The organism is Nannocystis sp. RBIL2 (assembly GCF_026626745.1).
Taxonomy (GTDB): Bacteria; Myxococcota_A; Polyangia; order Nannocystales; family Nannocystaceae; genus Nannocystis.
In genome coordinates, this window is record NZ_JAPNJW010000002.1 from 5,751,434 (window position 1) to 5,775,208 (window position 23,775).

The following is a 23,775-nucleotide window of genomic DNA, read 5'->3' on the forward strand; positions in this document are numbered from 1 at the left end:
GCGGAGGATGACGCGAGCGAGCACCCCGTCCAGCGGGCTCGGCGGCCTCGTGCCCGGCCGTTCGCCGCGACCCGGCTGCTTCTCGCGCCGAGATTGCCTACGATGTCGGGCATGCAGGACAAGGTCATCGTCATCACCGGCGCGTCGATGGGGATCGGCGAGGCGCTGGCGAACGTCTGTCACGCGCGCGGCGCGACGATCGTGCTGGCGGCCCGCAACGCCGAGGCGCTGGCCGCGGTCGTCGGTCGCCTCGGCGAGCGCGCGCTCGCGGTCCCCACCGACGTCTCGCGGCGCGAGGACAACGAGAAGCTGGTCGAGCGCACGCTCGCGCAGTTCGGTCGGCTCGACGTCTTCGTCGCCAACGCGGGCCGGGGGATCTCCCGCATGCCCTCGCAGCTCACCGACGACGACGTCGACGACATGATCGCCACCAACTTCAAGTCGGTGCTCTACGCAGTGCAGGCGGTGCTGCCCCACTTCAAGGAGCGGCAGCGCGGCCAGATCGTCGCGGTCTCGTCGATGCTCGGGCGCATCCCGTTCACGCCCATCCGCAGCGCCTACAGCGCGGCCAAGGCCGCAGTGAACTCGCTGATGACCAGCGTGCGCCTCGAGCTGCGGCCGCAGTTCCCCGAGATCCACGCGACCACGGTGCTGCCCGGCGTGGTCGCCACCGGCTTCGGCGACAACGCCCGCCACGGCGGCCTCGACTCGCGGCAGCTCCCCGGCGCGCAGCCGGTCGAGGAGGTCGCCGAGATCATCGCCGCCGCCATCGAGCAGCCGCGCGCCGAGGTGTTCACGCGGCCCGAGATGCACGCGTTCCAGGCCAAGTTCTACGCCGCCGAGGACGTCGCTACGATCGAGGCCGGGCTCGGCGGTCCGCCGCAGTCTCGCTGAGGCCGCGAAAAAGTCGGCGCGGTGTGGTGATTGCCGACTCCCACCAGCGGCTTCGGCGCTGGCAAGTCCCCACCCGCGCAGAGGTCACGAATCATACCTGTCTTTTTAGACATGTCATGATTCACCTCGCGCCTCGCGGACGCATCCGCTCGCGCGCATGAGGTCCACGAACCGCAAGGTTGCGGCCTCGGGCCAGGGTCTGCGCGACCTCTCGACGAAGGCTGCGTCGATCCTCTACCGTCGCGTCATGGCGATCGACGCGAGGCGAAGCAGGTGGGTGGCGCTCGGGCTCACGTGGGCGGCGGCGTGCGGGGAGGTCGGCGCTCCCAGCGAGAGTGAGACCGTCGACGCCACCACCGATCCGACCGCCGGTACCACCACGGGCGGCGCGAGCGACACAGCCGACGCGCCGACCACCGGCAGCACGAGCGTGCCCGGCACCACCGACGCCGACGAGACCACCAGCACGACCGGGCCGGTCGCCACCGACACCGGGCCGACCTCGACCGGGACCACCGACACTGGCGAGCCGCCGCTCGTGCCGGTCGGCACCATCGCCGAGCTGCTCGTGCCGTTCGACGTCAATCAGGAAGACCTGGTCGGCCCCACCAGCTGGGAGCCGCAGTACGGCAAGTCGCCCGAGATCGTCGCGGTTCCGCTGGGCGCCACGATCGACGTCCTCGTCCAGGACTACGCCCAGAGTCCCGACGGCCACGCCTACGTCCTGCGCCTCGAGCCGAGCGCCGACGACTACGTCATCACCGCCGTGCTCGAGCCGCAGATGCTCGACAAGGTCATGGGCCTCGCGCGCGACCCCGACGGCCAGCTCTACGTCGCCAGCGGCGTCGCAGAGGGCGACACCCTCACCCTCGACGACCCGCAGCCGGGCCAGCACCGCGGCGGGATCGTCCGCGTCGTCAAGCAGTCGTGGGACGGCGCCGTCCAATTCGACACCGACGTCGACCTCGGCCGCGAGGCAGTCGCGCCCGACTCCGAGCCGATCATCAACCCCATGGTCGCCGGCACCGCGCGGCTGGCCTGGGGCGCCGGCGCCCTGGCCCTCGTCCACGGCAACAACACCGACACCGACTGGAACATCATGGCGCGCCACCAGAAGGCGCTCACCACCCACCTCGACGCCGGCTCGGGCGCGGTCACCCGCACCTCGTCGATCTGGGTCAGTCACTCCTTCGACCACCGCCTGTTCCACGACGGCCTCGGCTTCCTCGAGCTCCACCTCGGCGACGCCTTCCCCCGCGACGTCACCTTCGCCCGCGTCGAGCCCGACAGCGACCCCTACTCGCTGCTGGGGATCAAGGGCAACACCGGCAACAACAACACCTTCACCCGCCTGGGCAACGCCGCGCCGATCGAGGGCGACCCGACTTACGGTTACCTGGCGCTGTTCGCCACGGAGTCGACGACCGGCACCGGCGATCTGGTGTCTGGCTCGCGCGAGCTGGCGATCGTGCGAGTGCGCCGCGACTTCGAGACTGTCCCCGCCGACAGCGGCATGCACCTCGACCCTGCCCTGCCCGACATTTTTGACGTCGAGTCGGGCGGCGAGCCGCGGCAGAACCGGCTGCGCTGGCTCACCCACTATCAGAGCGAGAACGGCGGCACCACCCACGCCGAGCGGCCCAAGCTGGTCCCCCTCGGCGACGACACCTACGCCGTGCTGTGGGAGCGCTGGGACGGCGCGCAGCCGGCCTTCGCCGGGACGTGGGGCATGGTCATCGACGCCGCCGGCGAGGCGCTGGTGCCGGCGGCGCTGATCGCCGACACGCACCTGCCCCGCGGCGACGACGCCTTCCCGCTCGCCGGCAACGCCGCGTGGATCACCGGCGACGCGGCGGCCCGCCAGCTCGACATCCACATCGTCGACGCCCAGCTCGGCTACCGCCACGTGGTCGTCGAGTGAGAGACAAATCATTATACATGTCTAAAAGGACATGTATGATGATTCGCGCACCCACGAAGGTCCAGCGCCGCGCACGAGCCCATCGCCGCGGGGAGTGACGCGAGCGAGACCGTCGCCCCGAGGACACACGCTCGAGAGGCCGTCGCCGGGGCAGTCACACTTGTACGTATTCGCCCCGAGTCATGCCGGCGAATCCGGCCGCTTGCGGCGCGGTCGTTTGCCGGCGCGGGAGCGGCGGGCGATCGCCTCGTCGTGAGCCTCGCGGAGCGCGCGGAAGGCCTCGGGATCGCCGCCGCGGTCCGGGTGGGTCACCAGCGCTCGCTGGCGAAAGGCTGTGCGGATCTCCGGGACCGTGGCGTGCGGCGTCAGGCCGAGGAGTTGCCAGATCGAAGCCTGCTCCGGCTCGCGGCTCGCTCGCGGCGCGGCGTGCGTGGCCTCGCCCGCCGCCTGCGCGAACGGCGGCTCGCCCATCAGCACGCGGCCCCACGCGCGCGCCCACAGCGGCTCGATCTGCACCAACGTGCGTCCTGCCGCCTTCTCGGCCCGGCGCAGCGCCTCGTCCCGCGTGCGCGCGCCCCCTTCCGACGCGTCCGGCCGGCGAAACGGCTCGCGGGAGGGCGGCGCGGTCCACCACGCGGCCCACAGGAAGCGGCGCCGCCGCGTCGGGGCGATCGAGACGGCTGCGGCGAACAGCTCGGACACGCCGCGGATGGTACCCGAACTCCGTCGCAGCGAACGACGGCCGCCGAGCGCATCCCTCGCCGACACGACGCCCCGCGCTGCATCCTCAGGCGCTGGTCGTGACGTGCTCCTCGACCACGTAGGCGAAGTAGTGCCGGGGATCGAGGAAGCGCGCCTCGTCGGCGCGCACCTGCGCGGCCACCTCGGGCTGTGACACGGCGGCCAGCCACGCCTCCAGCGCCTCGCGATCGGCGAACTTCTGCTCGGTGACCACATCGAAGCCGATCGCCGCGCCGGGCAGCAGCGGCTCGTCGCGCCGCAGGTAGCTGCGACGGTAGACCGGCGGCGCCCCCACCAGCCGGCAGATCAGCGGCACGTGGTGGTTTTCATAATGGTCGATGAACGCCTCGGGCGTGAGGTCGGGCCGCCTGGCCAGGAACGCCATGATCGTCAGCATGAAGTCGTCTCCTCCCGGTGCCGGGCACCGCGGCGATCTTTTTATCAAGACACACTGTCTTCTGTCAAACTCACCATGTCTCCGGTGGTGCCAGGCTGACCGCGGCTGCGTTATGCTGCGCCGGTGCCGAAGATCTGGGCCGACACCATCGAGCTGCACCGGCGTGACATGCGCGCGTCGATCCTCGACGCCACTGCCGCGCTGATCGCCGAGCAGGGCCTGGCCGCCACCACCATGCTGGCGATCGCCGAGCGCGCCGGCATGGGTCGAGCGACCCTTTATAAATATTTCCGCGAGCTCGACGCGGTGCTGCTGGCGCTCCACGAGCGCGACGTGGCCAGCCACCTGGCCGAGCTGCAGGCCGCGCGCGACCGCCAGGGCACGCCCTGGCAGCGTCTGGAGCGCGTGCTGGAGACCTACGCGCGGCTGGCCCACGCCGAGCACGGCTCGGAGCTGGTCGCCCGCATGCGGCACAGCGAGTCGGTGGCGCGCGGGTTTCAGCAGCTCGGCCAGCTCTTGCAAGCGCTGCTCGCCGACGCGATCGCCCAGCGGCTCGTACGCGAGGACATCCCGCCGTCCGAGCTGGCCGCCTTCTGCATCGGAGCGCTCAGCGACGCCCACACCCTGCCGTCGCAGGCCGCGCTGCGGCGCCGGGTGCAGCTCACGCTCGCGGCGCTGCGGGCGGCCGGCTGACTCGAATCACCGCGGCAGGCTCTGGCCTCGCGCAGCGAGACATGTCCCGAGGACATCTCACTCGCGGACTCGAGTGAGTCGATTTCCACTGCCCCGACGCCGCAGCGCTCGACCTTCCCGGATCGTCGCCGCAGGGTTCGCGCTCACAGGCCGAACGCGCGGAGCGCCGCGGTTTTGAGCGCGCGCGTGCGGTCGCTATCGTACAGACCGACTATTTCCCCGAGCTCGACCTCGTCCGCGGAGTCCGGATCGCGCTCGCGCAGCTCCGCTCGATCGATCTCGGTCGCCGGGTCCTCCACCACCTCGACGACGCACCTGTTCACCCACACGCTGAAGTCCACGAGGTCGACGTTCGGCGCCGGCGCGTGCGAGCTCGCGTTGACGACGATCGCGTTCTTCTCCTCAGCGGTGAGGAGCGAGAGCGCGGCCCACTCGAGCGCGAGATACCGGTCGAGCACCCTCGGGCTCCGGAGTCGCGCGCGCACTGCCGCCTTGTACGCTCCGAGCGAGCCGAGCGCGGCCTTCTCGGCGAGCGCGGCGAGGAACGCGTCGACGTAGGGCGCAAAGCGCACGACCTCGGCCTCGAACGCGGCGTCATGCACGGGCTGGCGCGGCGCGAGCAACTCGAGCACGGGAAAGAGGGCGGGGCACGCGAGCGCGAGGCCGTCCAATTCGCGGAGCCAGCCCGCGCGCGCCGCCTCGTCGCCGGCCCCGAGCACGCCCTCCAGCGCCGCCGCCAGCGCGCGCGGCTCGATCTGCGCGAGCACCTCGGCCGCATGGTCGATCGCCGCGTCGCCGCCGGTCACTCGGAACCAGTTCGCCAGCGCAGTCACGATCGGCCCGACGTGGGGCAAGATCTGCTCGGACGGAACCCGCGCGAGCGTGCGAGCAGCGTCCAACGCGAGCCACGAGAGCTCCGCGTCGAACGCGGGTCGGCCCAGAGCGCGCACAAACTGATCGACGATCTCCGAGGTGCTCTCCGCAGTCATGGCGCTCCTCGATCATGGTATCAGGCCGCGCGGCGGCCTGCTCGGAGGCCGGGTCTCGGGACGGTGGAAGCGCGTCGTCGCGGGCCGCTGTCCCCATCCTGCGTGCGCCGACACGACCCGCACGACCACCGGCGATATCCGCAACGATGCGGCGGCCTCCTCGGCCGATCGCATCGAGCCGCGGGAACGGGTCGTCACTCGCGCCTCGCGGCGCGAGTCAGCCGTATTTCCGCTCAGCCGGGCTCGTTCACGCGGTAGTGCGTCACCCCGACGTCCTGCCAGTTGCGCCCGTACGTACGCCCGCGGCCAGCGATCGCGAACGGCGTCGGCGCGGGCAGCTCGCGGGCCGGGGCGCGGCGCTCGTGCAGCGCCTCGTAGTCCTCGCGCGCCAGCTCGATCGCCCCGGCCAGCGCGGCCTTGACGTCGCAGCGACCGGCCGCCTCGCGCCAGCCCGGCACCACCCGCCCGGACCACACCTCTGCCGCGTCGCCGCTGCCGTAGCCGACCAGCGTGATGGCAGCCCCGTCCCACGCCAGCGCGCGCGCGTGGGCTTCCGCGAAGGCCGCGGCGATCCACGCCGGCAGCGACGCGGTGTAGAGATTGCCGAGCTGGCGCACCAGCGCCCGGCCCGGCTGCGTCGCCGCCAGAACGCGCGCGAACCCCTCGTCCTTCACCACGTGCCGCGCCACCGCCTGCGTGCGCGCCAGCGGGTCGAACTCGGGCCCCTGCGCGAGCACCCCCTCGCGGACGCGGCTGTCGCCGGCGAGCTCGGCGACCAGCGCCTCGAAGCCGACGTCCGCCGCCACACAAGCCGCGCCGAGGGCCTCGCGATCACCGGCGCGGACGCAGGCCCACACCCACGCCGCGCCGAGGGCCGCGACCGGCATGCGATCGTAGGGGCGGTGCAGCAGCAGCGCCGCCGGCTCGGCCAGCAGCGCCCGCGGATCGCCGCCGCCGCGCGCGTGCGCCGATTGCAGCGCCCGCACCACCGCCTCCACGTAGCAGACAGTCGAGTACTTTCCATTAAACACCGGGAAGTCGCGCTCGCCGCGGCAGCTCTCCGGGTACTCACTCATGAAGTGGCGCGCCACCGGCTTACGAAAATCCCAGCCGCGCTCGTCGGACGAGCTGCCCGCGGTGCGCAGGTCGAGCGCCAGCAGGCGCGCCCGCGGCTCGACCAGCATCGCCACCGCGCCCGCGCCCTGCGTCGGCTCGCCGGAGCTGCCGCGCTCGTACTGCGCGATGTCGGCGGCGACCACGATCGCCACCCGATCGGCCCCGTCGGTCTGCACGTAGCGCAGCGCCGCCTTGAGCGCATACATCCCGCCGAGGCACGCGTGCTTGACCTCCGGCACCTCGACGTCGCGCGGCAGCGGCGCGCGCCCGGCCCGGCGCAGCGCGTCGTCGACCATGCCGCGCACGATCACCGCCCCCACCGCGTTGTCGACGCTCGACTCGGTGCCGAGCGCCAGCATGCCGACGCGCGACGGATCGACGTCGTGCTCTCGCAGCAGGCGCAGCACCGCCGCGGCCGCCATCGTATAGACGTCCTCCTCGGGCTGCGGCACGCGGAACGCGTCGCCGACCACCGCCGCGAGCTTGGCCGGATCGGCGCCCGTCCACCCGGCGAACGCGCTCAGCGCGACGCGCGGTCGTGGTACGTACAACGAGAGCCCCGAGAGGCCCGGGTTCGCAAGAGCAAGCGCTTCGGACATGGCGCGGACCATACGCGAGTCCGCGGCGGCCGGACCGCCGCGCCCGTCGCCCTGTGCGCCGCGCCACTCGCCTGCTGCGATTTCGCCGCTCACGCCAATGCGCACCGGCGCGCAATCCTCCGCGCAGGGAATTGCACGAGCGCGAGCGCGATCATGACAATCCGCGGATGCAACGCGTTCCACTCGCGCAGCGATCCGGCGATCGATTCACGCGACGATCGATCCGCCGGCGCGAGCGATCGCCGCTGCGCCGATCGCCGCTGCGGGGAGTGGGCCGCGATGATTCGCCGCTTTGCTTTCACGGATCCATGTGGTCTGCTCCGCTATGCACATTCGCAGCGCGCTCCCGACTTCCTTGGCCTTGCTGGTCGCCTGCGGCGACTCGGCCGTGACGACCACCGACACCGACACCTCGACCGGCACCGACACCTCGACCGGCACCGACGCGACGACGACCACGTCGACCACCGAGACCACCGTCGAGCCGCCCACCACCGGCGAGCCGCCGACCACCGGCGAGATCACGACCACCACCGGCGAGACGACGACCACCACCACCGGTGAGACGACGTCCACCACCGACCCGGTCGACACCACCAGCGACACGACCTCGACCTCGACCTCGACGGGTCCCGACACCACCACCGGCGACACCGACACCACCACGAGCACCACCGGCGACCTGCCGCCGGACCTCGACGCTCTGGTGGTCGGCCTCGACGGCGGCGTGCGGGTCGACTGGCTCGGCGGCGGCGACGGCGGCATCGAGCACAGCACCTACTGGGGCCTCGTGAAGGGCAGCGCCGAGTACGACGCGCTGCCGGCGGGCGAGCAGAAGAAGGTCGACGCCATGAAGGCGAGCATCCTGCACAGCGCCCAGCGCGTGCCGACCAGCGAGACCCCGGGCGTCGAGGTCACCGGCGCCTTGACGATCGAGGAGCGCACCCAGGAGCTCGTGTTCGCGGTGCCGACCGACTACAACGGCCGGCTCGTGGTGCTCGGCACCCCGGGCACGCGCAACGAGTGGTCGAGCCACGGCGTGCTCCTGGCGTGGCTGGTGTCGCAGGGCTACGCGGTCGTGGTCGGCAACAAGGGCATGACCAACGGCGGCGTCGACGGCAACGCGACCATGCTCAACAAGCAGCACCCGTCGCAGCACTGGGGCACCATGCTGCTCGACCTCGGCCAGTGGGCCGGCGAGCGGCTGACCGCCGCCTACGGCGAGGCGCCCACCGCGGTGTACGCCGCGGGCCTTTCGAACGGCGGCTACCAGGTCCGCCGCGCGCTCGAGCTCGACCGCCTGCGCGTGCTGCAGGGCGAGCCCGCGGTGTTCGCCGGCGGCGTCGACTGGGCCGGCGTTTATTATCCCGACGCGCGCGTGCTCGACACTGACGCCGACGACGTCGTGACCCCGGCCGAGCTGGCCGCGAGCGACCACCTGGTGCGCACCAACGAGGCGGCGGCGCTGACGATGCGCTACGCCTACGACCCGCTGACCGAGACGACGCCGGCCAACTACGCCCAGATCCCTCCGTACCCCAACGCCCAGGCCGCGATGCAGGCCGCCGGCTTCGACCCGGCCTCGGCGACGATCTGGGGCGCCTACAACACCGCGTTCGACTACCTCAAGGGCTTCGGCCTGCCGCAGTTCAAGGGCGTCGGCTACTACAACTTCACCGGCTACGTGTTCCGCGCCGAGCTCATGGGCCACGACGCCACCGAGGCCGCCGCCTACTCGTGCTACACCGGCCCGAACGACGAGCCGCCCGCGATGTACGAGTGGCTGGCGCAGGCCCAGGACGCCGGCTTCACCGAGGAGCACGTCGAGTGGGCCCTGGCCAACGCGACCACCGGCGAGTTCTCGGCCCCGCTGATCAGCGTCCACGGCGACGGCGACGGCCTCAACGGCCTCGGCGCCCACGGCCTGAGCTACCGCGCCGCGGTGTCCGCGTTCGGCACGCCGTCGCAGCACCGCCTCTACGTCGTGTCGCACGGCGGCCACGTCGACGCCCACAGCGACGGACTCGGCCTCGACTACGACTTCGACGGCACCATCGGCGAGGAGAACGCGGCCGACCGCTTCGTCCTGATGCAGCCCTACGCCGAGCGGGCCTTCCTCTACCTGGTCGACTGGGTCGAGAACCAGGTCCCCGCCCCGGCCGGCAAGACGCTCGCCACTGATCCCAAGAACGACGTCCTCGACGCCGAGTCGCTGTCGTTCTGACGCGGACGCACCCGCCGTCCTCGCGCCGTGCGAGGACGAACGGAGCGCCGCGATCGGCGTTAATGACATAACCCAAAGGACATGCCTACAAGGGCATGTCCTTTCAGACATCCAGTCTGTCACCGCGCCCTCGGCCCGACCTTCGCGCAGCAATGCTGCGCTCGCCGGGCCGACTGCCTTCAGGGGCACTTCACCGCCCCCGGTACCTTGGCGGGGTCGGCGTACCACTTGCCGTCGCTCCCCTGGTACAGCGGGAACGCGGTCGACATGCCGTACTTGGAGAACAGCGAGGTGTAGGTCGCGTCCGCGGTGCCGTAGCCGTGCGGATAGCTGGCGAAGCGCGAGAAGTGCCCGGAGATCGTCGCAGTCACCGCCTGCACGTACGGGGTCGACGGCGTGCAGGGCTCGACCCCGGTGTCGCCGCTGCCGGTGTCGGCGCCGCCGGAATCGTCACTCCCGGTCTCGCCGCTGCCGGTGTCGTCGCTCCCGGTCTCGCCACTCCCAGTCTCGCCGGACCCGGTCTCGCCGTTCCCGCTGTCGTCATTGCCGCCCCCGCAGTCGGGGCACAGCCGGCGATTGTTGGTGGAGAAGAAATCCGCCAGGTACCAGGCGTAGTTGACGTGCTTCGGCGACACGTACGACTTGTCCGCCCCGCTGCCGCTGCCGGCCGGCCACGCGTGGGCCAGGGAGGTCGCGCGGATCTGCGACACCCGCGGCCCGTCGGCGTCGGCCCACAAGAGGCCCGTGCCGCTCGGCTGATAGCCCTCGAGGTCGGCCACGCTGAAGCCGCCCGCCGACGTCGCCCCGTACAGCTGGGCCATCACTGCCGCGTTGAGGTCGGCGTAGCCCTGGGCGACCACGTAGTCGTTGGTGCCCGCGAGCACCGACGTCAGCTGGGTCGCGAACGCGCCGCTGTGCGCCCCCGCCAGGCTCTTACACAGCGAGCTGGCCGCCTGCTGCGACGTCGAGACCTTGCCGATCTGCGACGAGCTGGTGCCGACGGTCGGGCCGGCGTCGATGCCGACCCCGGCGAACACGTCGGGCGCCACGCAGCCCATCACCATCGCCATGCCGCCGCCCGACGACAGCCCGGCCACGTAGACCTGGGCCGGGTCGACGTCGAGCGCCGCGTCGGCCGTCAGGTTCGCGGCCAGCTGCAGCAGCGCGCCGGCGTGGCCCTGAGTGCGCGAGTGATTGCCGCCGAAGTAGTCCCAGCAGCCGAGCAGCACCCCGCCGTTCGGCGCCGCGGGGACCGCCACCACCATGCCGTAGGCCTCGGCCGCGCTGGCCCAGTTGCCGAGGTCGCGGAACACCGTCGCCTGCTGCGAGCAGCCGTGCAATGCGACGAGCAGCCCGCGGCCCTCGCCGACCACCCCCGCGGTCGCCGGGGTATAGACATACGTCGTCATCCCGGCGACCGTGCGCGACGACCACACGCCGTCGGCGGCTGCGGGCGCGGGGCTGGAGAGCATGCCGACCACTGCGGCGGCGGTGACGAGAAGCGGGGCGAATCGATGCATGGCCGTATCCTCCACGTGGGTTTTCTGTCGCTATTGCGCGGTCCAGGCCCCGTCCATCGTCCAGGCCACGCCGCGGACCTGCGCGGCCGCGTCGCTGCTGAGGAAACAGACCAGCTCGGCGAGCTGCTCGGGGGTCACGAATTGGCCTGACGGCTGCTTCTCGGCCAGCAGCTCGTCGCGGGCGGCGTCGAGGTCGAGGCCGCCGGAGATCGCCCGCGCCTCGACCTGCGCCTGCACCAGCGGCGTCAGCACCCAGCCCGGGCACACCGCGTTGCAGGTGATGTTGGTGCGGGCCGTCTCGAGCGCCACAACTTTGGTCAGGCCGACCAGGCCGTGCTTGGCCGCCACGTAGGCCGCCTTGTGGGCCGACGCGACCAGCCCGTGGACCGAGGCGACGTTGACGATCCGGCCCCAGCCCTTGCGGCGCATCCGCGGCAGCGCCAGCCGCGTGGTGTGGAACGCCGAGCTGAGGTTGATCGCCAGCACCGCGTCCCAGCGCTCCGGCGCGAACTCCTCGACCGGCGCGACGTGCTGGATGCCCGCGTTGTTGACGAGGATGTCGACCCCGCCGAACACGTCGTCGGCGTGGCGCATCATCGCCTCGACCTCCGCCGGCTTCGACACGTCGGCGGCGTGATGGGCCACGCGCGCGCCCGACTTCGCCGCCGCATCGCCGACGCTCGCCAGCGCCGCGTCGACGTCGCCGAAGCCGTTGAGCAGCACGTGGGCGCCGCGCGCCGCCAGGGCGCCGGCGATCCCGAGGCCGATCCCGCTCGTCGAGCCAGTGACGAGCGCCGACTTGCCCGCGAACTGCGTCATGTCAATTGTCCTCTCGTGGTGATGCGGTCGTGGGCACGCACGAACTCGCGGACCGCCGGGTAGATCGATCCGCGCCAGCGCGCGCCGGAGAAGATCCCGTAGTGACCGGCGCCCTCGACCGTCAGCCGCTGCTTGTCGGCCTCGCGCACGCCCGAGCACAGGCCGAGCGCCGCGTGGGTCTGGCCGGCGCCGGTGATGTCGTCCTCGGCGCCTTCCACCGTCAGCACCGCGGTGTCGCGGATGTCGCCCGGGTGCACCGGCTCGCCGGCGACCCACCAGGTGCCGCGGGCCAGCGCGTGCTCCTGAAACACCAGGCGCACCGTCTCGAGGTAGTAGAGCGCGTCCATGTCGAGGACCGCGTTGTATTCGTCGTAGAAGCGCTCGTGCGCGGCCGCCTGCTCGTCGCGCCCGCGCACGCGGTCGAGCCAGTAATTGCGGTAGGCCGCGAAGTGGCGGCCCGGGTTCATCGACACGAACGCCGCCAGCTGCAAAAACCCCGGGTACACCCGCCGGCCCTCGCCGGGGAAGCCGGCCGGCACGCGGTGGATCAGGTTCTGCTCGAACCACACCAGCGGCCGCTCGCTCGCCAGGCGATTGACCTGAGTCGGGTTGATGCGGCCGTCGATCGGCCCGCCCATCAACACCAGCGTCGCCGGCGTCTCCTGCCCCGCCGAGGCCATGCGGGCCACCGCGGCCAGGGCCGGGACCGCCGGCTGGCACACCGCGATCATGTGCGTGCGCGCCGGCCCGAGCGCGCGCAAGAATCGCTCGAGGTGCAGCACGTAATCGTCGAGCCCGAAGAAGCCGTCGGCCAGCGGGACCTCGCGGGCGTCGGACCAGTCGGTGACGTAGACGTCGTGGTCGGCCGCCAGCGAGCGCACCGTGTCGCGCAGCAGCGTGGCGAAGTGGCCCGACAGCGGGGCACACAGCAGCACCCGCGGGTCACGGGCCAGCCGCGCGCCGACCTGCAGGTCGTCGCTGTGCCGCGCGAACCGGACCAGCCGGCACCACGGCGTGCGCACCACCACCTCTTCACGGACCGCGACCGTCTGCCCGTGGGCCTCCACCGACTCGATGCCGAAGGCCGGCCGCGGGTGGTCCTTCGTGATGCGGCGCAGCAACTCCCAGCCGGCCGCGGCGGGCCGCCCGAGGCCCGCCGGCGCCCTCCGCAGCAGGTCCGCCTGGACCCGGGCCAACCCGGCGAAAGGTCGCAACCAGCGGCGTTGCAGGTCGTGGAGCTCGTAGAGCATGAAGGCCCGCAGCATGCCGCGACCTTTGCTGCACTGCAACATGGATCGCCAGGAATGGGCGGATTCCTGACCCGGAGCCCAGCAGGCCATGCTGCGCCGCACAAACCGCGGGCCTTCTGCGGGTGCAGGCGCCGGCGCGACGTCGCGCGCGACGACGTCCGCGAGAGGTCAGGCGAACAGAGCCAGGAACTCCTCCCACAGCGAGGCGAAGAAGCCCTCCTCGGCGCGCTGCTCGGTCGGCCGACCGCAGGCGCTGCCGAGGCACTCGGGGTTGTCGACGGCCGCAGCCTCGCCGGCGACGGAGAAGAGCAGAGCGGTGAGCACGAGCCGGCTGGCGAATCGCATCACCGCAGTCTAGCGGCTCCAGCCGCGCGCCGATGCGATCCATATGAGGATTGCCGGGGCGGCCTCGCGCCCGCTCCGTCGCGGCAGCTCAGGCGACGGCGGAGCGCGCGACCTTGAGGGCGTTCGTCCACCACAGCAGATCGTCGAGCAGCCGGTCCGCGTCGGCGTCGCTCTTGGCCAGCGCGCTCGGGATGTCGCCGCCGGTGAAGTGCGCCATCAGGGTCTCGCGCGGCAGGTGCACCGCGCTGCGGATCGGCGCCATCTGCAGCTCGACCGCGAGCTCGCGCAGCTGCTGGACGCTGCGCGTGCCGCCGGCGCTGCCGTAGCTGACGAACCCGACCGGCTTGCGGTTCCACTCCGGGTAGACCCAGTCGATCGCGTTCTTGAGCACCGCCGGAGGCCCGAAGTTGTACTCGGCGGCGACGACGATGAAAGCGTCCGAGGCGCCGATCGCCGCGGTCCACCGCTGCACCACCTCGTTGGCGTAGGGCGGGCGACCGGGCATCGCCGGCGGCACCGCCTGATCGAAGAACGGCAGCGGGTAGTCGCGCAGATCGAGGAGCTTCGCGGTCACGCCGGCGCGCCGCGCCAGATGGTCGAAGATCCACCGCCCCGGCTTGTCGCCGAACCGACCCTCGCGGGTGCTGCCGATGATGATCGAAACCGTGGTCATGCCTGCTGCTCCTTCGCCAAGAATGCGGAGTGTGATGATCGCGAGGACGATCGATCGGCGCACCGACGATTGGGGCCGCGCTCGCCATGCAGGTATAGGGCGCCGCGGAAGCCACCCGCAAGGAGGCACATCCATGTTACCTGCGCACACGCCGGTGACCACGGCGTCGCTCTCGCGCGGTCCCGAGCTGCGTCGACGACGGACACCCCGAGGGTCGGCGCGCCCGAGCCGCAGGTCCTCGCACCGAGACATCAATCAGTGATGCACGACCACATGTCCTTTCGGACATATTTTTTAGAAAAATGTCATCACTCCTGGCTCTCCGGCTCCTCCTGCCCCTCCTGGCCCTCCTCGATCACCCCGAGCGGCAGGCGGCGGTCGGCGACCGCCTCGGCGCCCCGGCGGACGCGTACCAGAGTGCCCGGGTCGCCGGTGTGCTCGCGCAGCGAATTCCAGCCTGCCGGCACCTCGGGGGCGGTGAGCGTGTAGACGCGGGCGGCGTCCTTCGGCGACAGGTTGATGCAGCCGTGGCTGCGGCGCTTGCCGAAGTCGTCGTGCCAGTACGAGGCGTGCAGCGCGTAGCGCCGGTGGAAGTACTGCACCCACGGGACGCCGTCGACATAGTACGGATCTTCGGCGTTGGGCCCGCTGCGCATCGGCGAGATGGCGAGTTTCTCGTAGATGCGAAACAGCCCCAGCGGGGTGCCCGTGCCGCCGGCGCCGCTCGAGATAAGCGTGATGAACTCCGGCGATGGTCCGCGCATCACCGCCAGCGTCTGCTGCCCGAGCTCGACGTCGATCCACACTTCATCGGCTCTGGCCTCGGCCAGCGCGGGGCCGGGGATCCAATAATTCATGTCGGCGGCGACCACGTAGGCCTGCGCGCCCGGGCCACCGCCGTCGGGCACCGCGTACCACGAATCTTCCCCGACCCCGATCGGCGACGGATCGATCTCCAGAGTCGCGTGATACTCGACGACGCCGACCTGGCGCGCCCCGGGGTCCGGTCGCTCGCGCAGCACCGCAGGCCGGCCCACCGCCCACGCCGGGCGGAGGTCGTCGGCGACCGGCTCGCTGGCCAGCTCGCGCCCGGCGAACACGCTCGGCGCGGCGATCTTCATGTCGCGGGCCGGCGTGGCCCGCTCCTCGGCGTCGATCAGCATCAGCCCGGCGCGACGGGTCTTGGTGCGGACGAAGGTGTACTGCCGATCGGCCTCGAGGAAGTCGAGCGGCGGGTCGCCGCGGACCAGCGCGTAGCGGTCCTGGTAGCGCGGCACCTTGGCGATCGCCCCGGTCTTGCGGTCGAGGATCTTCGGCCTCGCGTAGATGAACGGCAGCATCTGCCCGTCCGCGAGCTCGGGCTGGATCTGCGCCGGCCCCTTGCTGACTGCCCCGTACTCGAGGCAGACAAACCCGCCCTTCTCGACGCGCGCCCAGTCCCCCTCGCAGCCGTCCCCTGGCTCGACGGAATAGATGGCGAACGGCCGCCGCGCCTCGGTCCGCCCGCGCCGCTCGGCCCGACGATGCGGCGCGGCGTAGACGATCGCGCCCGACTTGACCGAGCGATGCCCGATCGGGGTCGCGCTCGCGTCCTTGTCCGTGGCCGTCGGCCTGGCCTCCTTCGTGGCCGCCGGCTCCGCGGTGGGCTCGCCGGGGAGGCCCTCGTCGCTGGTCGCCGGCACGCTCTCCGGGGCCTCCAGCAGCTCGCCGGGCGGCGCCGAACAGCCGGCCAGCGCGGCCGCGACGACCAGCGGACAAAAACCACAGACTCGGGACGCCGGAGCACCTCGCGGCGAGCGCAGCATGGGAACGATTGTCCGCTCTTCGGCGCGCTTCCGGCAAAAAACCGGCGCGGCGCGGCTGTCCCGCCTCTCCGGCCGCGCGGAGGCCGTGCCGACGTCCGCGACCTCGCCTCGGCGCCACGCGCGCCCGGCGCGCGCGTGCGCTCGGCGGCAGCTCTTCAGAACATGTCCCTCGGACCATGTTCGCGCGGCGAGCGGCCGCAGACCGCGACGGCCGTCGGCGACTTCTCAAGACCTGTCGTTCCGGCGCAGGTGGTCCGCGAACTCTCCTTCTGATCATGTCCACAAGGACATGTCACAGAGGCAATGTGCACATCCCGACGTGCTCGTACCCCGCCGGGGCTGCCCCCACCTCGAACCACGGCTGGCACGTTTGCATCGCACCCGGGCAGGCGACGGGTTGTTCGGTGTCGCAGAACGGCAGGCAACAACCGTTGGCAATCGGGTCGCACTCGACGGCCGCTTCCGGGCTCGCGCACAGGAGGCCCGGGTCACAGTCGTTGGCGTAGTCGCATGAATCGAACACCTGCCCCTCGTCGCCGGAGTATTCGGCGATACACGCGAAAGGCTCGGAGTCCCCGCCCGACGAAAGGCACGCCTCGCCGTCCGGGCAATCCTGCGCGAGCGGGTGACACGTCGGCAGACAGAGGATGAGGGCGTCGTGGTTGCTGAGCACGCACGTCGTGCCGTCCGGACAGACTGGGTCGCTCGGGCCGCCGGTGCAGCGGAGGAAGCACTCTCCCACGTGGGTCTGCGGGTCGACGTCCCAGCACATCGAGGCGAGATCGCAGGAGTCCCCGCCGTTGCCGGGAGCGTCCTCGACGGTGCACGGCTGGCCCGGGGCACCCGGCTCGGGGTCGAGCGGGACACACTCGTTCCAGCTCCAGCCCTGGGAAGGGGTGCACTTCTGGCCCGAAGGACAGTTCTGCTCCCACAGCGAGCAACTGGCAGGCGAACAGCGGACCATCGACCCGTCCGGCGCCGGCCCGGCGCACGAACCGGTGCTCTCCTCGATGAAGGAGCTGGAGTCACCCGACGAATCCGTGGTCGCTCCGGTGGTCGGCGAGGTCGACGAGGTCGACGACGAACCGCTGCTCGTCGTCGTGCCCGTGCCGCTCGTCCCCTCGCTCTCCGTGGTGCCCGGGCCCTGCCCCTCGCTGGTCGCGTCCGTCCCGCCTGTCGGCTGACACGCCCACGAAAGCGCGAGCAGGACGCCACCCAGCGGGCCTCGGACCCTCCAAGAGGCGCGAAATAGCTCCTGATTCGAGGTAAACACGACCATTTCTCAACTAACAAAACATGTTTAAGAGGCAAAAACAAGCCGGATAGGACCCCCGCGGATGCGGCTTCTGAGCGCGACACGCGCGGGATATGCCCGCGCGACGCTCGTCGACCCGTCCACGATTCACGTGAAGAAGAATCGCGGGAGCCACCGCGATGCGCGTGTCGAAATAGCAACACCATCCGGATCCGGCTACACGCACGATGGCATTCATGCCTCGCGGTTGCCCGGCGCCGGCTGCGGCGGAGCTCGCTCGCTCGCCTCTGCCGTGACGTCAGGGGCCCATGTGACCTCCGCGCCGTCGCACGATCTGCGGCTCTGCGCAAACGAATCGCCGCTCTGCGCCGTCGAGGCCGCCGCAGAGCCGCTTCTACGCCACGTGCGAATGGTACGAGCCTTGCTACTCGATCGGCGAGGAGCATCGAATGACAACCAGCATCGCCTTCATCGCCACGTTCCCCGGGTTTGCCGCCAACATGCTCGGTTGGTTGTGCGGCGCGCTCATGATCCTCGGTGTGTTCTTGTTCAACCGCTACCGCCTGCGCCAGCAGTCGCCCGAATGAGCGGCACGAGGCCGTGACCATGGTTCGGGCGCCGAACGCAACAACTGCGCCACGATGCGCAGGGCGTTCGTCTCGGCCCGCGGGGCCGGCAAGAATCGCTGGCAGATCGGCTGGCACGTGGCTTGCTGACCATGCGGCACATGCACGCCGCCCACCGCGCTCTGTTTTCGACCCTCCTCCTCGTCGCTGGTTGTGACGCGCCGCCGCCCGCGCCGCGCGTCGAGGTCCACGACGCCAACCCCAGCGGCGACCGCAAGGGCCTGTCGGGGTGCCTCGACGAGTGCAGCGCGCAGAAGCTCAGCGCCACCGACGCGGCGACCTGTCGCAACAATTGCGAGGTGACGTTCAGGGTGGCCCCCACCGCCGCCGGCGAGCCGGCGCTCGACGCTGCCACCAAGTGCCTCGATCGCTGCCACAAGCAATCGCCGGGCCAGGGCGCCTGCATCGACGATTGCAAGCAGCTGACCCGGACGGTCGAGGCGGAGGCCCCCGGCACCACCGACCGCCTCGGCGCCTGCGTCGAAGCCTGCCACGCCGACCGCACCCTGGCCGACACCGATCGCTTTACCTGCCTCAACAATTGCTCGCAGACGGCGAAGATCGCCGACAAGCCGGCCGCGGCCCAGTGACCGACGGGCCCGGAGGTGCCAAGGGTGCCTGCGAGTACTCGCGGAGTCCGCGCCGCGAGGCGTGGTTCTCCGCCAGGAAGCGCTACTCCATCGTCAGGGATCGCCCTTGACGGCCGCCGGAGCGCCCGACTTCCAGTGAGGGTAGACATTGAGACTCGCGACTTTGGAAGGGTCGCACATCGCGTGTACGATCGCGGACAGTGTCTTTCTGTACGCGGAAGGGATACGACCCTTGGCGGCCTCAAGCATCTTGTGGAGATCTAGACCCCGGGAATAATCCTCCGAGTGCGCGTATGTAAACTGCCTGCGCAACCGCTCGAAGTATGCGGCGCCATCTCTGCCTGCGACCACGTCATTGACGAGCTGCAAGAAGATGTATTTCGCCTCATCCTTCCAGTCGTTCATCGGCCGGATGGCGAGCGCATCGAACACACGATTGACACGCTCCTGGTCCCCTTGGGCCATCCAAAACGCCGCGGCTTTCAACAGATCGTCGCTGTCCGCAGACTCGCTCTCACACATCTTGTCGTACAGCGCGCCTACCCGTCCGACATCCTCTCGTCCGAGCCACAAGAATCTCGCCAATTCGCTGATAAATGCCGGATTGACCGTATCCGACGCACACGCCTTCTCCGTCGCGGCGATGCCGTCCTCTATGCGAGCCCTCCTCAGATAGAACCAGGCCAGATCGACCCAGAAAGATTCTCCAGAGCTAAATCGCTCTTCAGCGGCTTTGAAGTTTCCTTGGCGCTCGAGAATTCGTCCTGCGACAACAGAATAAAAACCTTCACGGTCCTTGCAACGAGCGAGCGCGTCCTGAGCCGCCCTGAGATCTCCAGCCAGAAGCTCGAGGTCGGCCACAGCTTCGTAATGCCCGGTCGAGGTCAGCAGAGCCCGAGCTCGCGAGAGATCCCTCCCGTGATCGTAAAGGAAGATACCGAACTCGTCCTTCAGCTCATCGCTGTCTGGGTACTGCTCCAGGGCTTGCCGAAAAATGCTCTCCCGGAGGTCGGTGGACGGCTCGGTGCTGGCCTTCTCCATCCACGCTAGCGGACCGCCGGCGCGTTCGAAGGCACCTCGAAGGACGCGACGGACTTCAGGGTGAGCCGTCGTGTCGAGCTTGATCAATTGTTTGCGGTAGTTCTTCGCGCGGTCGGCAGCCCGCTTTTCGATCGCGTCGTCGATCGGTTCGATATCGAGGCCCGCTCCGAGCAGCACCATGAGAAGATCGAAGTCGGGAACCGGCACCAACGCCCCACGGTGCTGAGCGACTAGCTCCTGGATCCGGCTCGACGGCTCCGAGCGCTCGTAGTAGCACCAGATCATTTGACCTTTGATCTCGCCTGGGTCGAGGGACTCCAGCAGATCCATCAGGCTGTCGTCGTTGCCACCGTAGCCCACAAACAGGGGCGTGTATTGCGAGAACAGGGCCCGCAGGGCAGCGGCCCACGACTCGTGCAGGCGCCGCAGGCTGCGCGGGTCGCTCTTGGGGCCCAACAGGAGGTCGCGGTGGATCTTGCAGATCACCGGGCGGCGGCTCACGACCTTGACGAAGTTGGCGAGCGACTCGTGGCCGATCACGAGGGGAAAGGTCGATGTGTAGATCGAGAGTGCGTCCGCGACGAGATTGTCGAAATTGGTCGATATGACCACCTTGTGCGCGGTCTTCTCGAGGATCTGCGCGAGGATCGAGTATCCCGGGCTCGGCTCACGCTGCCCCATCAAGCCCTCGAGGTACGCGAAGCCTTCTTCCGGATTGTCACCGAAGCGCCGCTCGTAGACTCGGGAGTACGATGCGGCAGCATCAGCATAATTGAACGCATCTATGCCGAGGTTCTTGGCGGTAGCCCACTCCGGCAGCGGTTGATTCACATTCGACAACCGGCGCTGAAGTTCTCCGAGCCAACGGTGCACGAGATCCCCGGCGAGCGGGATGCCGGAGGCCTTGGAGGCCCCGGCGCCGAGGACCCACGCATAAGGGTGATCGGGCATGTTCCGGTGGACAAACCGGAAATGCTCGAGGAATCCCTGGAGCTTCCAACGAGTGGCCTGAGCTGCGAGCCGTGACATCAGGAAAAGGATCGCAGAGGCCGCCTCCGGGCGCAACAGGCCCATCCATGATGGAGGTCCGCGCGGCATGGATCGCAACGGCACGACGAGACGGCGCCGCTCATCTCGTGCTTTCTTGGCGAACCCAGCCGCCGTAGGAACAGAGCGTCGCCGCGTCGTCTCAGCGCCGCCCGTAGGTGTGCAGGCGGTACTGGATCGTGCGCACGCTGATATCGAGGATCTCCGCGGCGCGGGCGGTCGAGCCGCCGACTGCGTCGAGCGTCGAGAGGATCGCGTGGCGCTCGATCTCCGCCAGCGTCGCGCCGGGGATCCGCACACCCCCCTGGACATCGGGAGCCTGCTCGAACGGCAGGTGATCGGCGTCGATCACGTCCGCGTCGCACAGCACCACCGCGCGCTCGATCGCGTTCTCGAGCTCGCGGACGTTGCCGGGCCACGTGTGGCGGGTGATCTTCGCCTGCGCCCGCTCGCTGAAGCCGCGGATCGACGCGTGGTTCTCGGCCACGAAGCGCTGCAGGAAATGCTCGGCCAGCAGCAGCGAATCGCGGCCGCGCAGGCGCAGCGGCGGCAGCTCGATGTGGACCACGTTGAGGCGATAAAACAGATCCTCGCGGAAGCGGCCCTCGCGGACCTCCTTCGCCAGGTCGCGGTTGGTCGCGGCGACGACCCGGACGTCCACCTTGATCGACTCCCCGCCGCCGACGCGTTCGAACGTCCGCTCCTGCAGCACGCGGAGCAGCTTGACCTGCAGGGTCGGCGAGATCTCGCCGATCTCGTCGAGGAACAGCGTGCCCTTGTCGGCCTGTTCGAAGCGCCCGATCCGCTGGCGATCGGCGCCGGTGAACGAGCCCTTCTCGTGGCCGAACAGCTCGCTCTCGAGCAGTGATTCGGCCAGCGCAACGCAGTGCAGGGTGATGAACGGCTGCTTGGCGCGCGGGCCGAGGGCATGGATCGCGCGCGCCAGCTCGCCCTTGCCGGTCCCGCTCTCGCCGGTGAGCAGCACCGTCGCGCGCGCCCCGGCCACCTGCTTGGCAGTGCGATAGACCTGCTGCATCGCCGGGCTCGTGCCGAGGAGCCCCTGCAGCCCGCTGCCGTCGCGCTCGCGCAGCTGCCGGCGCAGGTTCTCGGCCTCGTTGCGCAGCGCTCGCCGCTCCATGGCTCGGCGGATCGCCAGCACCAGCGCGTCGATCTCGACCGGCTTGGTCTGGTAGTCGTCGGCGCCGGCCTGCATCGCCGCGACCGCCGACGCGACCTCGCCGAACGCGGTGACGACGATCACCGGGATGTCGCGGTCCTGCTCGCGTAGGCGCTTCAGCAGCTCCATGCCGTCCATCTTCGGCATGCGCAGGTCGGTCACGACCACGTCGGGGGCGAACTCGGCGGCGGTGCGCAGCGCGGCGGCGCCGTCGGCGTCGATGCGCACGTCGAAGCCCTCGTGGCGCAGCAGCTTCTCCAGGCCCTGGCGCGCGCTCGGCTCGTCGTCGACGACGATGATTCGCGGCTTGTTCGGTTCCTGCGCCATTACGAGGCCTCCACGCGCGAGCGGAGCGCGCTGTCGGGCGGGCCGTCGAGCGGCAGCACGATGCGGAAGACCGTGCGTCCGCGCTTGCTGTCGACGTCGAGGGTGCCGCCGTGGTCGGTGATGATGCGGTACGAGATCGACAGGCCGAGGCCGGTGCCCTGCGGCTTGGTCGAGAAGAAGGCGTCGAAGATCGGCGCGTCTTCGGGGATCCCGGGGCCGTCGTCTTCGATCTCGAACGAGACCGTCTGCGGCTGCCGCCGCGCCCGCAGCACCACGTGGCCGGCCCCGGCCTCGCCGGCCACCGCCTCGATCGCGTTCTGCGTCAGGTTGAGCAGCACCTGCTCGAGCTTGGCCCCGTCGGCCTCGAGCTCGATCGCCTGCGGCGGCACGTCGAGCACCACCTCGACCCCGTGCTGGTGCGCCTGCGCGGCCACGAGCTGGGCCGCCCGCTCGAGCAGCGTCTGCACCGACACGCGCTTGACCAGCAGCGGCTTCGGCCGCGCGAACGCCAAAAACTCGGTGACGAGGCTGCCGAGGCGGCGGATCTCGTCGGCCACCACCCCGACCGTCTCGATCAGCTCGGGGTGCGCGCCGGACTTCTTGAGCGAGCGGTCGAGGTACGTGACGTGCAGCTGCGCGCCGTTGAGCGGGTTGCGGATCTCGTGCGCCAGGCCGGCCGCGAGCGTGCCGATCGCCGCGAGCTTCTCTTGCTGCTTGGTGCGGGCGAGCAGCGCCTTCTCGTCGGTGGTGTCGCGGCCAATGGCGAACACGCACACGTCGTCGCCGCTCGAGGGCGCGTGCGTGAGCTGCCACAGCACGCTGCGGCGCTGGCCGCTGCGCGTGCTGACCGCGGTCTCGATCGCCCGGCTCACCACCTCGCGCTCGCTCGCTGCCCCTTGCGCGGCCGCGACGCCGCGCAAGATCTCCCGCAGCTCGGCACCCTCGCCGGTCTCCTCGATCGCCAGGCAATCGAGCAACGAGCGGCCGATCACCTCGTCGCGCGCGAACCCGGTGATCCGCTCGGCCTCTTGATTGAACAGCAGGATCGATCCCTGCGCGTCGAGGCCGACGATGATCACGTGGGCGAGCTCGACCGCGTTGACGTAGCGGTGCTCGGTGCGCGCCAGCGAGGCGCCGAGCGCCTGGCGCTCGAGGCGTTCGACCTGCTGGATGCGGGCGACGAAGTTGTCGCGATAACTCTCGAGCATGATCGCCAACTCGAGGTCCAACAGGCGCGAGATGGCGTCCATGACCGCGAGGCCCGAGGGGCCGGCGGCCTCGGCGAGCTTCAGCAGCGACGAGCGGATCAGCGCCATCGCCGTGAACATGTAGCGCTGCGGCAGGCCGACCTTGACGTGGACCCGGCCGATCTGCGCCGTGTCCTCGAAATAAGCCTCGTCGTAGCGGCCGCCGAACAGCCGCTCCATCCACAGCACCAGCGACCGCTGCAGCCGCGCGATCTGGGCCTCCCCGGTGAACACCGCGTGCGCCTCGTCGTGCAGGCGGATCCGGTCGTAAAACTCCTGGGCGATGCGCGCGAAGTGAGGCGCCGCGACGTCGCGGAACGAGCGCAGCAGCGCCGCGTCCTCGGCCGCGAACGCGACGTAGCGCTTCAGCTCCTCGAATCGGGTCTCTGCGGCGGGAGGAAGACCGGGGTTCGGCAGGGAAGACCGTCGCTCTCGCTGGGTTCGCGTGAAAATTACCATCTCGACCTGCGCGGCAACAA

General features: G+C 70.4%; 21 protein-coding genes. 7 read left to right on the forward strand and 14 right to left on the reverse strand.

Going from position 1 to position 23,775, the window contains the following annotated elements; translation table 11 throughout:
- The first annotated feature begins 111 nt into the window (after nucleotides 1–111).
- Together OV090_RS47620 and OV090_RS47625 are read left to right on the forward strand one after the other, a co-directional pair.
- Nucleotides 112–894, forward strand: coding sequence for an SDR family NAD(P)-dependent oxidoreductase (locus tag OV090_RS47620; protein WP_267711745.1), 783 nt, complete (start codon nucleotides 112–114; stop codon nucleotides 892–894).
- A gap of 157 nt (nucleotides 895–1,051) precedes the next feature.
- A complete protein-coding gene (locus OV090_RS47625; RefSeq protein ID WP_267711747.1) occupies nucleotides 1,052–2,815 on the forward strand; it encodes a hypothetical protein in 1,764 nt (587 codons plus the stop codon).
- 180 nt (nucleotides 2,816–2,995) lie between these two features.
- Here the strand turns inward: OV090_RS47625 and OV090_RS47630 are convergent, their stop codons facing one another.
- Together OV090_RS47630 and OV090_RS47635 are read right to left on the reverse strand one after the other, a co-directional pair.
- Nucleotides 2,996–3,517: a DnaJ domain-containing protein gene (locus OV090_RS47630; RefSeq protein ID WP_267711748.1), complete on the reverse strand. Its 522-nt coding sequence runs from the start codon at nucleotides 3,515–3,517 to the stop codon at nucleotides 2,996–2,998.
- A gap of 85 nt (nucleotides 3,518–3,602) precedes the next feature.
- Nucleotides 3,603–3,953, reverse strand: coding sequence for an EthD domain-containing protein (locus tag OV090_RS47635; RefSeq protein WP_267711749.1), 351 nt, complete (start codon nucleotides 3,951–3,953; stop codon nucleotides 3,603–3,605).
- A 123-nt stretch (nucleotides 3,954–4,076) separates the two neighbouring features.
- Here OV090_RS47635 and OV090_RS47640 point away from each other — a divergent pair, with 123 nt between their 5' ends.
- Nucleotides 4,077–4,646 (forward strand): TetR/AcrR family transcriptional regulator, encoded by a 570-nt coding sequence (locus OV090_RS47640; protein WP_267711750.1) that lies wholly within the window; start codon nucleotides 4,077–4,079, stop codon nucleotides 4,644–4,646.
- A gap of 143 nt (nucleotides 4,647–4,789) precedes the next feature.
- Here OV090_RS47640 and OV090_RS47645 read toward each other — a convergent pair whose 3' ends face one another.
- Nucleotides 4,790–5,635: a hypothetical protein gene (locus OV090_RS47645; RefSeq protein WP_267711751.1), complete on the reverse strand. Its 846-nt coding sequence runs from the start codon at nucleotides 5,633–5,635 to the stop codon at nucleotides 4,790–4,792.
- Nucleotides 5,636–5,868: 233 nt separating this feature from the next.
- On the reverse strand, nucleotides 5,869–7,350 hold the full coding sequence (locus OV090_RS47650; protein WP_267711752.1) for a hydroxymethylglutaryl-CoA synthase: 1,482 nt from the start codon (nucleotides 7,348–7,350) through the stop codon (nucleotides 5,869–5,871).
- Nucleotides 7,351–7,705: 355 nt separating this feature from the next.
- Between OV090_RS47650 and OV090_RS47655 the strand changes: the two genes are divergently transcribed.
- Nucleotides 7,706–9,574: a hypothetical protein gene (locus OV090_RS47655; protein ID WP_267711753.1), complete on the forward strand. Its 1,869-nt coding sequence runs from the start codon at nucleotides 7,706–7,708 to the stop codon at nucleotides 9,572–9,574.
- Between the two features lie 179 nt (nucleotides 9,575–9,753).
- Here the strand turns inward: OV090_RS47655 and OV090_RS47660 are convergent, their stop codons facing one another.
- From OV090_RS47660 to OV090_RS47690, 7 genes are all read right to left on the reverse strand, one after another.
- Nucleotides 9,754–11,094 (reverse strand): PHB depolymerase family esterase, encoded by a 1,341-nt coding sequence (locus tag OV090_RS47660; protein WP_267711754.1) that lies wholly within the window; start codon nucleotides 11,092–11,094, stop codon nucleotides 9,754–9,756.
- Nucleotides 11,095–11,124: 30 nt separating this feature from the next.
- Nucleotides 11,125–11,913 carry a 3-hydroxybutyrate dehydrogenase gene (locus tag OV090_RS47665; RefSeq protein WP_267711755.1) on the reverse strand — a complete coding sequence of 263 codons (789 nt, stop codon included), beginning with the start codon at nucleotides 11,911–11,913 and terminating at the stop codon, nucleotides 11,125–11,127.
- The gene (gene phaZ, locus OV090_RS47670) at nucleotides 11,910–13,178 is read right to left on the reverse strand and encodes a polyhydroxyalkanoate depolymerase (RefSeq protein WP_267711756.1); all 1,269 of its coding nucleotides are present in this window, start codon (nucleotides 13,176–13,178) and stop codon (nucleotides 11,910–11,912) included. The genes OV090_RS47665 and phaZ overlap by 4 nt, the downstream gene beginning before the upstream one ends.
- A 153-nt stretch (nucleotides 13,179–13,331) precedes the next feature.
- Entirely contained in the window at nucleotides 13,332–13,508 is a 177-nt protein-coding gene (locus tag OV090_RS47675; RefSeq protein ID WP_267711757.1) for a hypothetical protein, read from the reverse strand.
- Between the two features lie 88 nt (nucleotides 13,509–13,596).
- On the reverse strand, nucleotides 13,597–14,181 hold the full coding sequence (locus OV090_RS47680; protein WP_267711759.1) for an NAD(P)H-dependent oxidoreductase: 585 nt from the start codon (nucleotides 14,179–14,181) through the stop codon (nucleotides 13,597–13,599).
- Nucleotides 14,182–14,489: 308 nt separating this feature from the next.
- A complete protein-coding gene (locus OV090_RS47685) occupies nucleotides 14,490–15,986 on the reverse strand; it encodes a L,D-transpeptidase (RefSeq protein WP_267711760.1) in 1,497 nt (498 codons plus the stop codon).
- Nucleotides 15,987–16,278: 292 nt separating this feature from the next.
- Entirely contained in the window at nucleotides 16,279–16,950 is a 672-nt protein-coding gene (locus OV090_RS47690) for a ribulose phosphate epimerase (RefSeq protein WP_267711761.1), read from the reverse strand.
- Nucleotides 16,951–16,996: 46 nt separating this feature from the next.
- Between OV090_RS47690 and OV090_RS47695 the strand changes: the two genes are divergently transcribed.
- The 3 genes from OV090_RS47695 to OV090_RS47705 all read left to right on the forward strand — a co-directional run bounded on the left by OV090_RS47695 (nucleotide 16,997) and on the right by OV090_RS47705 (nucleotide 18,457).
- Complete coding sequence (locus OV090_RS47695) at nucleotides 16,997–17,170, forward strand: hypothetical protein (RefSeq protein WP_267711762.1); 174 nt, start codon at nucleotides 16,997–16,999, stop codon at nucleotides 17,168–17,170.
- A gap of 520 nt (nucleotides 17,171–17,690) precedes the next feature.
- On the forward strand, nucleotides 17,691–17,828 hold the full coding sequence (locus tag OV090_RS47700; protein WP_267711763.1) for a hypothetical protein: 138 nt from the start codon (nucleotides 17,691–17,693) through the stop codon (nucleotides 17,826–17,828).
- Between the two features lie 140 nt (nucleotides 17,829–17,968).
- Complete coding sequence (locus tag OV090_RS47705) at nucleotides 17,969–18,457, forward strand: hypothetical protein (RefSeq protein WP_267711765.1); 489 nt, start codon at nucleotides 17,969–17,971, stop codon at nucleotides 18,455–18,457.
- A gap of 93 nt (nucleotides 18,458–18,550) precedes the next feature.
- On the opposite strand, the gene OV090_RS47710 is transcribed toward OV090_RS47705, so the two are convergent.
- The 3 genes from OV090_RS47710 to OV090_RS47720 form a co-directional block, all read right to left on the reverse strand.
- Entirely contained in the window at nucleotides 18,551–20,572 is a 2,022-nt protein-coding gene (locus OV090_RS47710) for an SIR2 family protein (RefSeq protein WP_267711766.1), read from the reverse strand.
- Between the two features lie 115 nt (nucleotides 20,573–20,687).
- The gene (locus tag OV090_RS47715) at nucleotides 20,688–22,049 is read right to left on the reverse strand and encodes a sigma-54 dependent transcriptional regulator (RefSeq protein WP_267711767.1); all 1,362 of its coding nucleotides are present in this window, start codon (nucleotides 22,047–22,049) and stop codon (nucleotides 20,688–20,690) included.
- Nucleotides 22,049–23,755, reverse strand: a complete 1,707-nt coding sequence (locus OV090_RS47720) for a protoglobin domain-containing protein (protein WP_267711769.1) — start codon at nucleotides 23,753–23,755, stop codon at nucleotides 22,049–22,051. Before OV090_RS47720 ends, OV090_RS47715 begins: the two co-directional genes overlap by 1 nt.
- Nucleotides 23,756–23,775: the final 20 nt, after the last annotated feature.

Excerpts from the sequence above, each read along its gene's own strand:
- OV090_RS47620 (WP_267711745.1), top strand. The coding sequence starts at position 112 with ATGCAGGACAAGGTCATCGTCATCACCGGCGCGTCGATGGGGATCGGC.
- OV090_RS47625 (WP_267711747.1), top strand. The coding sequence starts at position 1,052 with ATGAGGTCCACGAACCGCAAGGTTGCGGCCTCGGGCCAGGGTCTGCGC.
- OV090_RS47635 (WP_267711749.1), bottom strand. The coding sequence starts at position 3,953 with ATGCTGACGATCATGGCGTTCCTGGCCAGGCGGCCCGACCTCACGCCC.
- OV090_RS47645 (WP_267711751.1), bottom strand. The coding sequence starts at position 5,635 with ATGACTGCGGAGAGCACCTCGGAGATCGTCGATCAGTTTGTGCGCGCT.
- OV090_RS47650 (WP_267711752.1), bottom strand. The coding sequence starts at position 7,350 with ATGTCCGAAGCGCTTGCTCTTGCGAACCCGGGCCTCTCGGGGCTCTCG.
- OV090_RS47660 (WP_267711754.1), bottom strand. The coding sequence starts at position 11,094 with ATGCATCGATTCGCCCCGCTTCTCGTCACCGCCGCCGCAGTGGTCGGC.
- OV090_RS47665 (WP_267711755.1), bottom strand. The coding sequence starts at position 11,913 with ATGACGCAGTTCGCGGGCAAGTCGGCGCTCGTCACTGGCTCGACGAGC.
- phaZ (WP_267711756.1), bottom strand. The coding sequence starts at position 13,178 with ATGCTGCGGGCCTTCATGCTCTACGAGCTCCACGACCTGCAACGCCGC.
- OV090_RS47675 (WP_267711757.1), bottom strand. The coding sequence starts at position 13,508 with ATGCGATTCGCCAGCCGGCTCGTGCTCACCGCTCTGCTCTTCTCCGTC.
- OV090_RS47680 (WP_267711759.1), bottom strand. The coding sequence starts at position 14,181 with ATGACCACGGTTTCGATCATCATCGGCAGCACCCGCGAGGGTCGGTTC.
- OV090_RS47685 (WP_267711760.1), bottom strand. The coding sequence starts at position 15,986 with ATGCTGCGCTCGCCGCGAGGTGCTCCGGCGTCCCGAGTCTGTGGTTTT.
- OV090_RS47690 (WP_267711761.1), bottom strand. The coding sequence starts at position 16,950 with ATGGTCCGCTGTTCGCCTGCCAGTTGCTCGCTGTGGGAGCAGAACTGT.
- OV090_RS47695 (WP_267711762.1), top strand. The coding sequence starts at position 16,997 with ATGAAGGAGCTGGAGTCACCCGACGAATCCGTGGTCGCTCCGGTGGTC.
- OV090_RS47700 (WP_267711763.1), top strand. The coding sequence starts at position 17,691 with ATGACAACCAGCATCGCCTTCATCGCCACGTTCCCCGGGTTTGCCGCC.
- OV090_RS47705 (WP_267711765.1), top strand. The coding sequence starts at position 17,969 with ATGCACGCCGCCCACCGCGCTCTGTTTTCGACCCTCCTCCTCGTCGCT.
- OV090_RS47710 (WP_267711766.1), bottom strand. The coding sequence starts at position 20,572 with ATGGGCCTGTTGCGCCCGGAGGCGGCCTCTGCGATCCTTTTCCTGATG.
- OV090_RS47715 (WP_267711767.1), bottom strand. The coding sequence starts at position 22,049 with ATGGCGCAGGAACCGAACAAGCCGCGAATCATCGTCGTCGACGACGAG.
- OV090_RS47720 (WP_267711769.1), bottom strand. The coding sequence starts at position 23,755 with ATGGTAATTTTCACGCGAACCCAGCGAGAGCGACGGTCTTCCCTGCCG.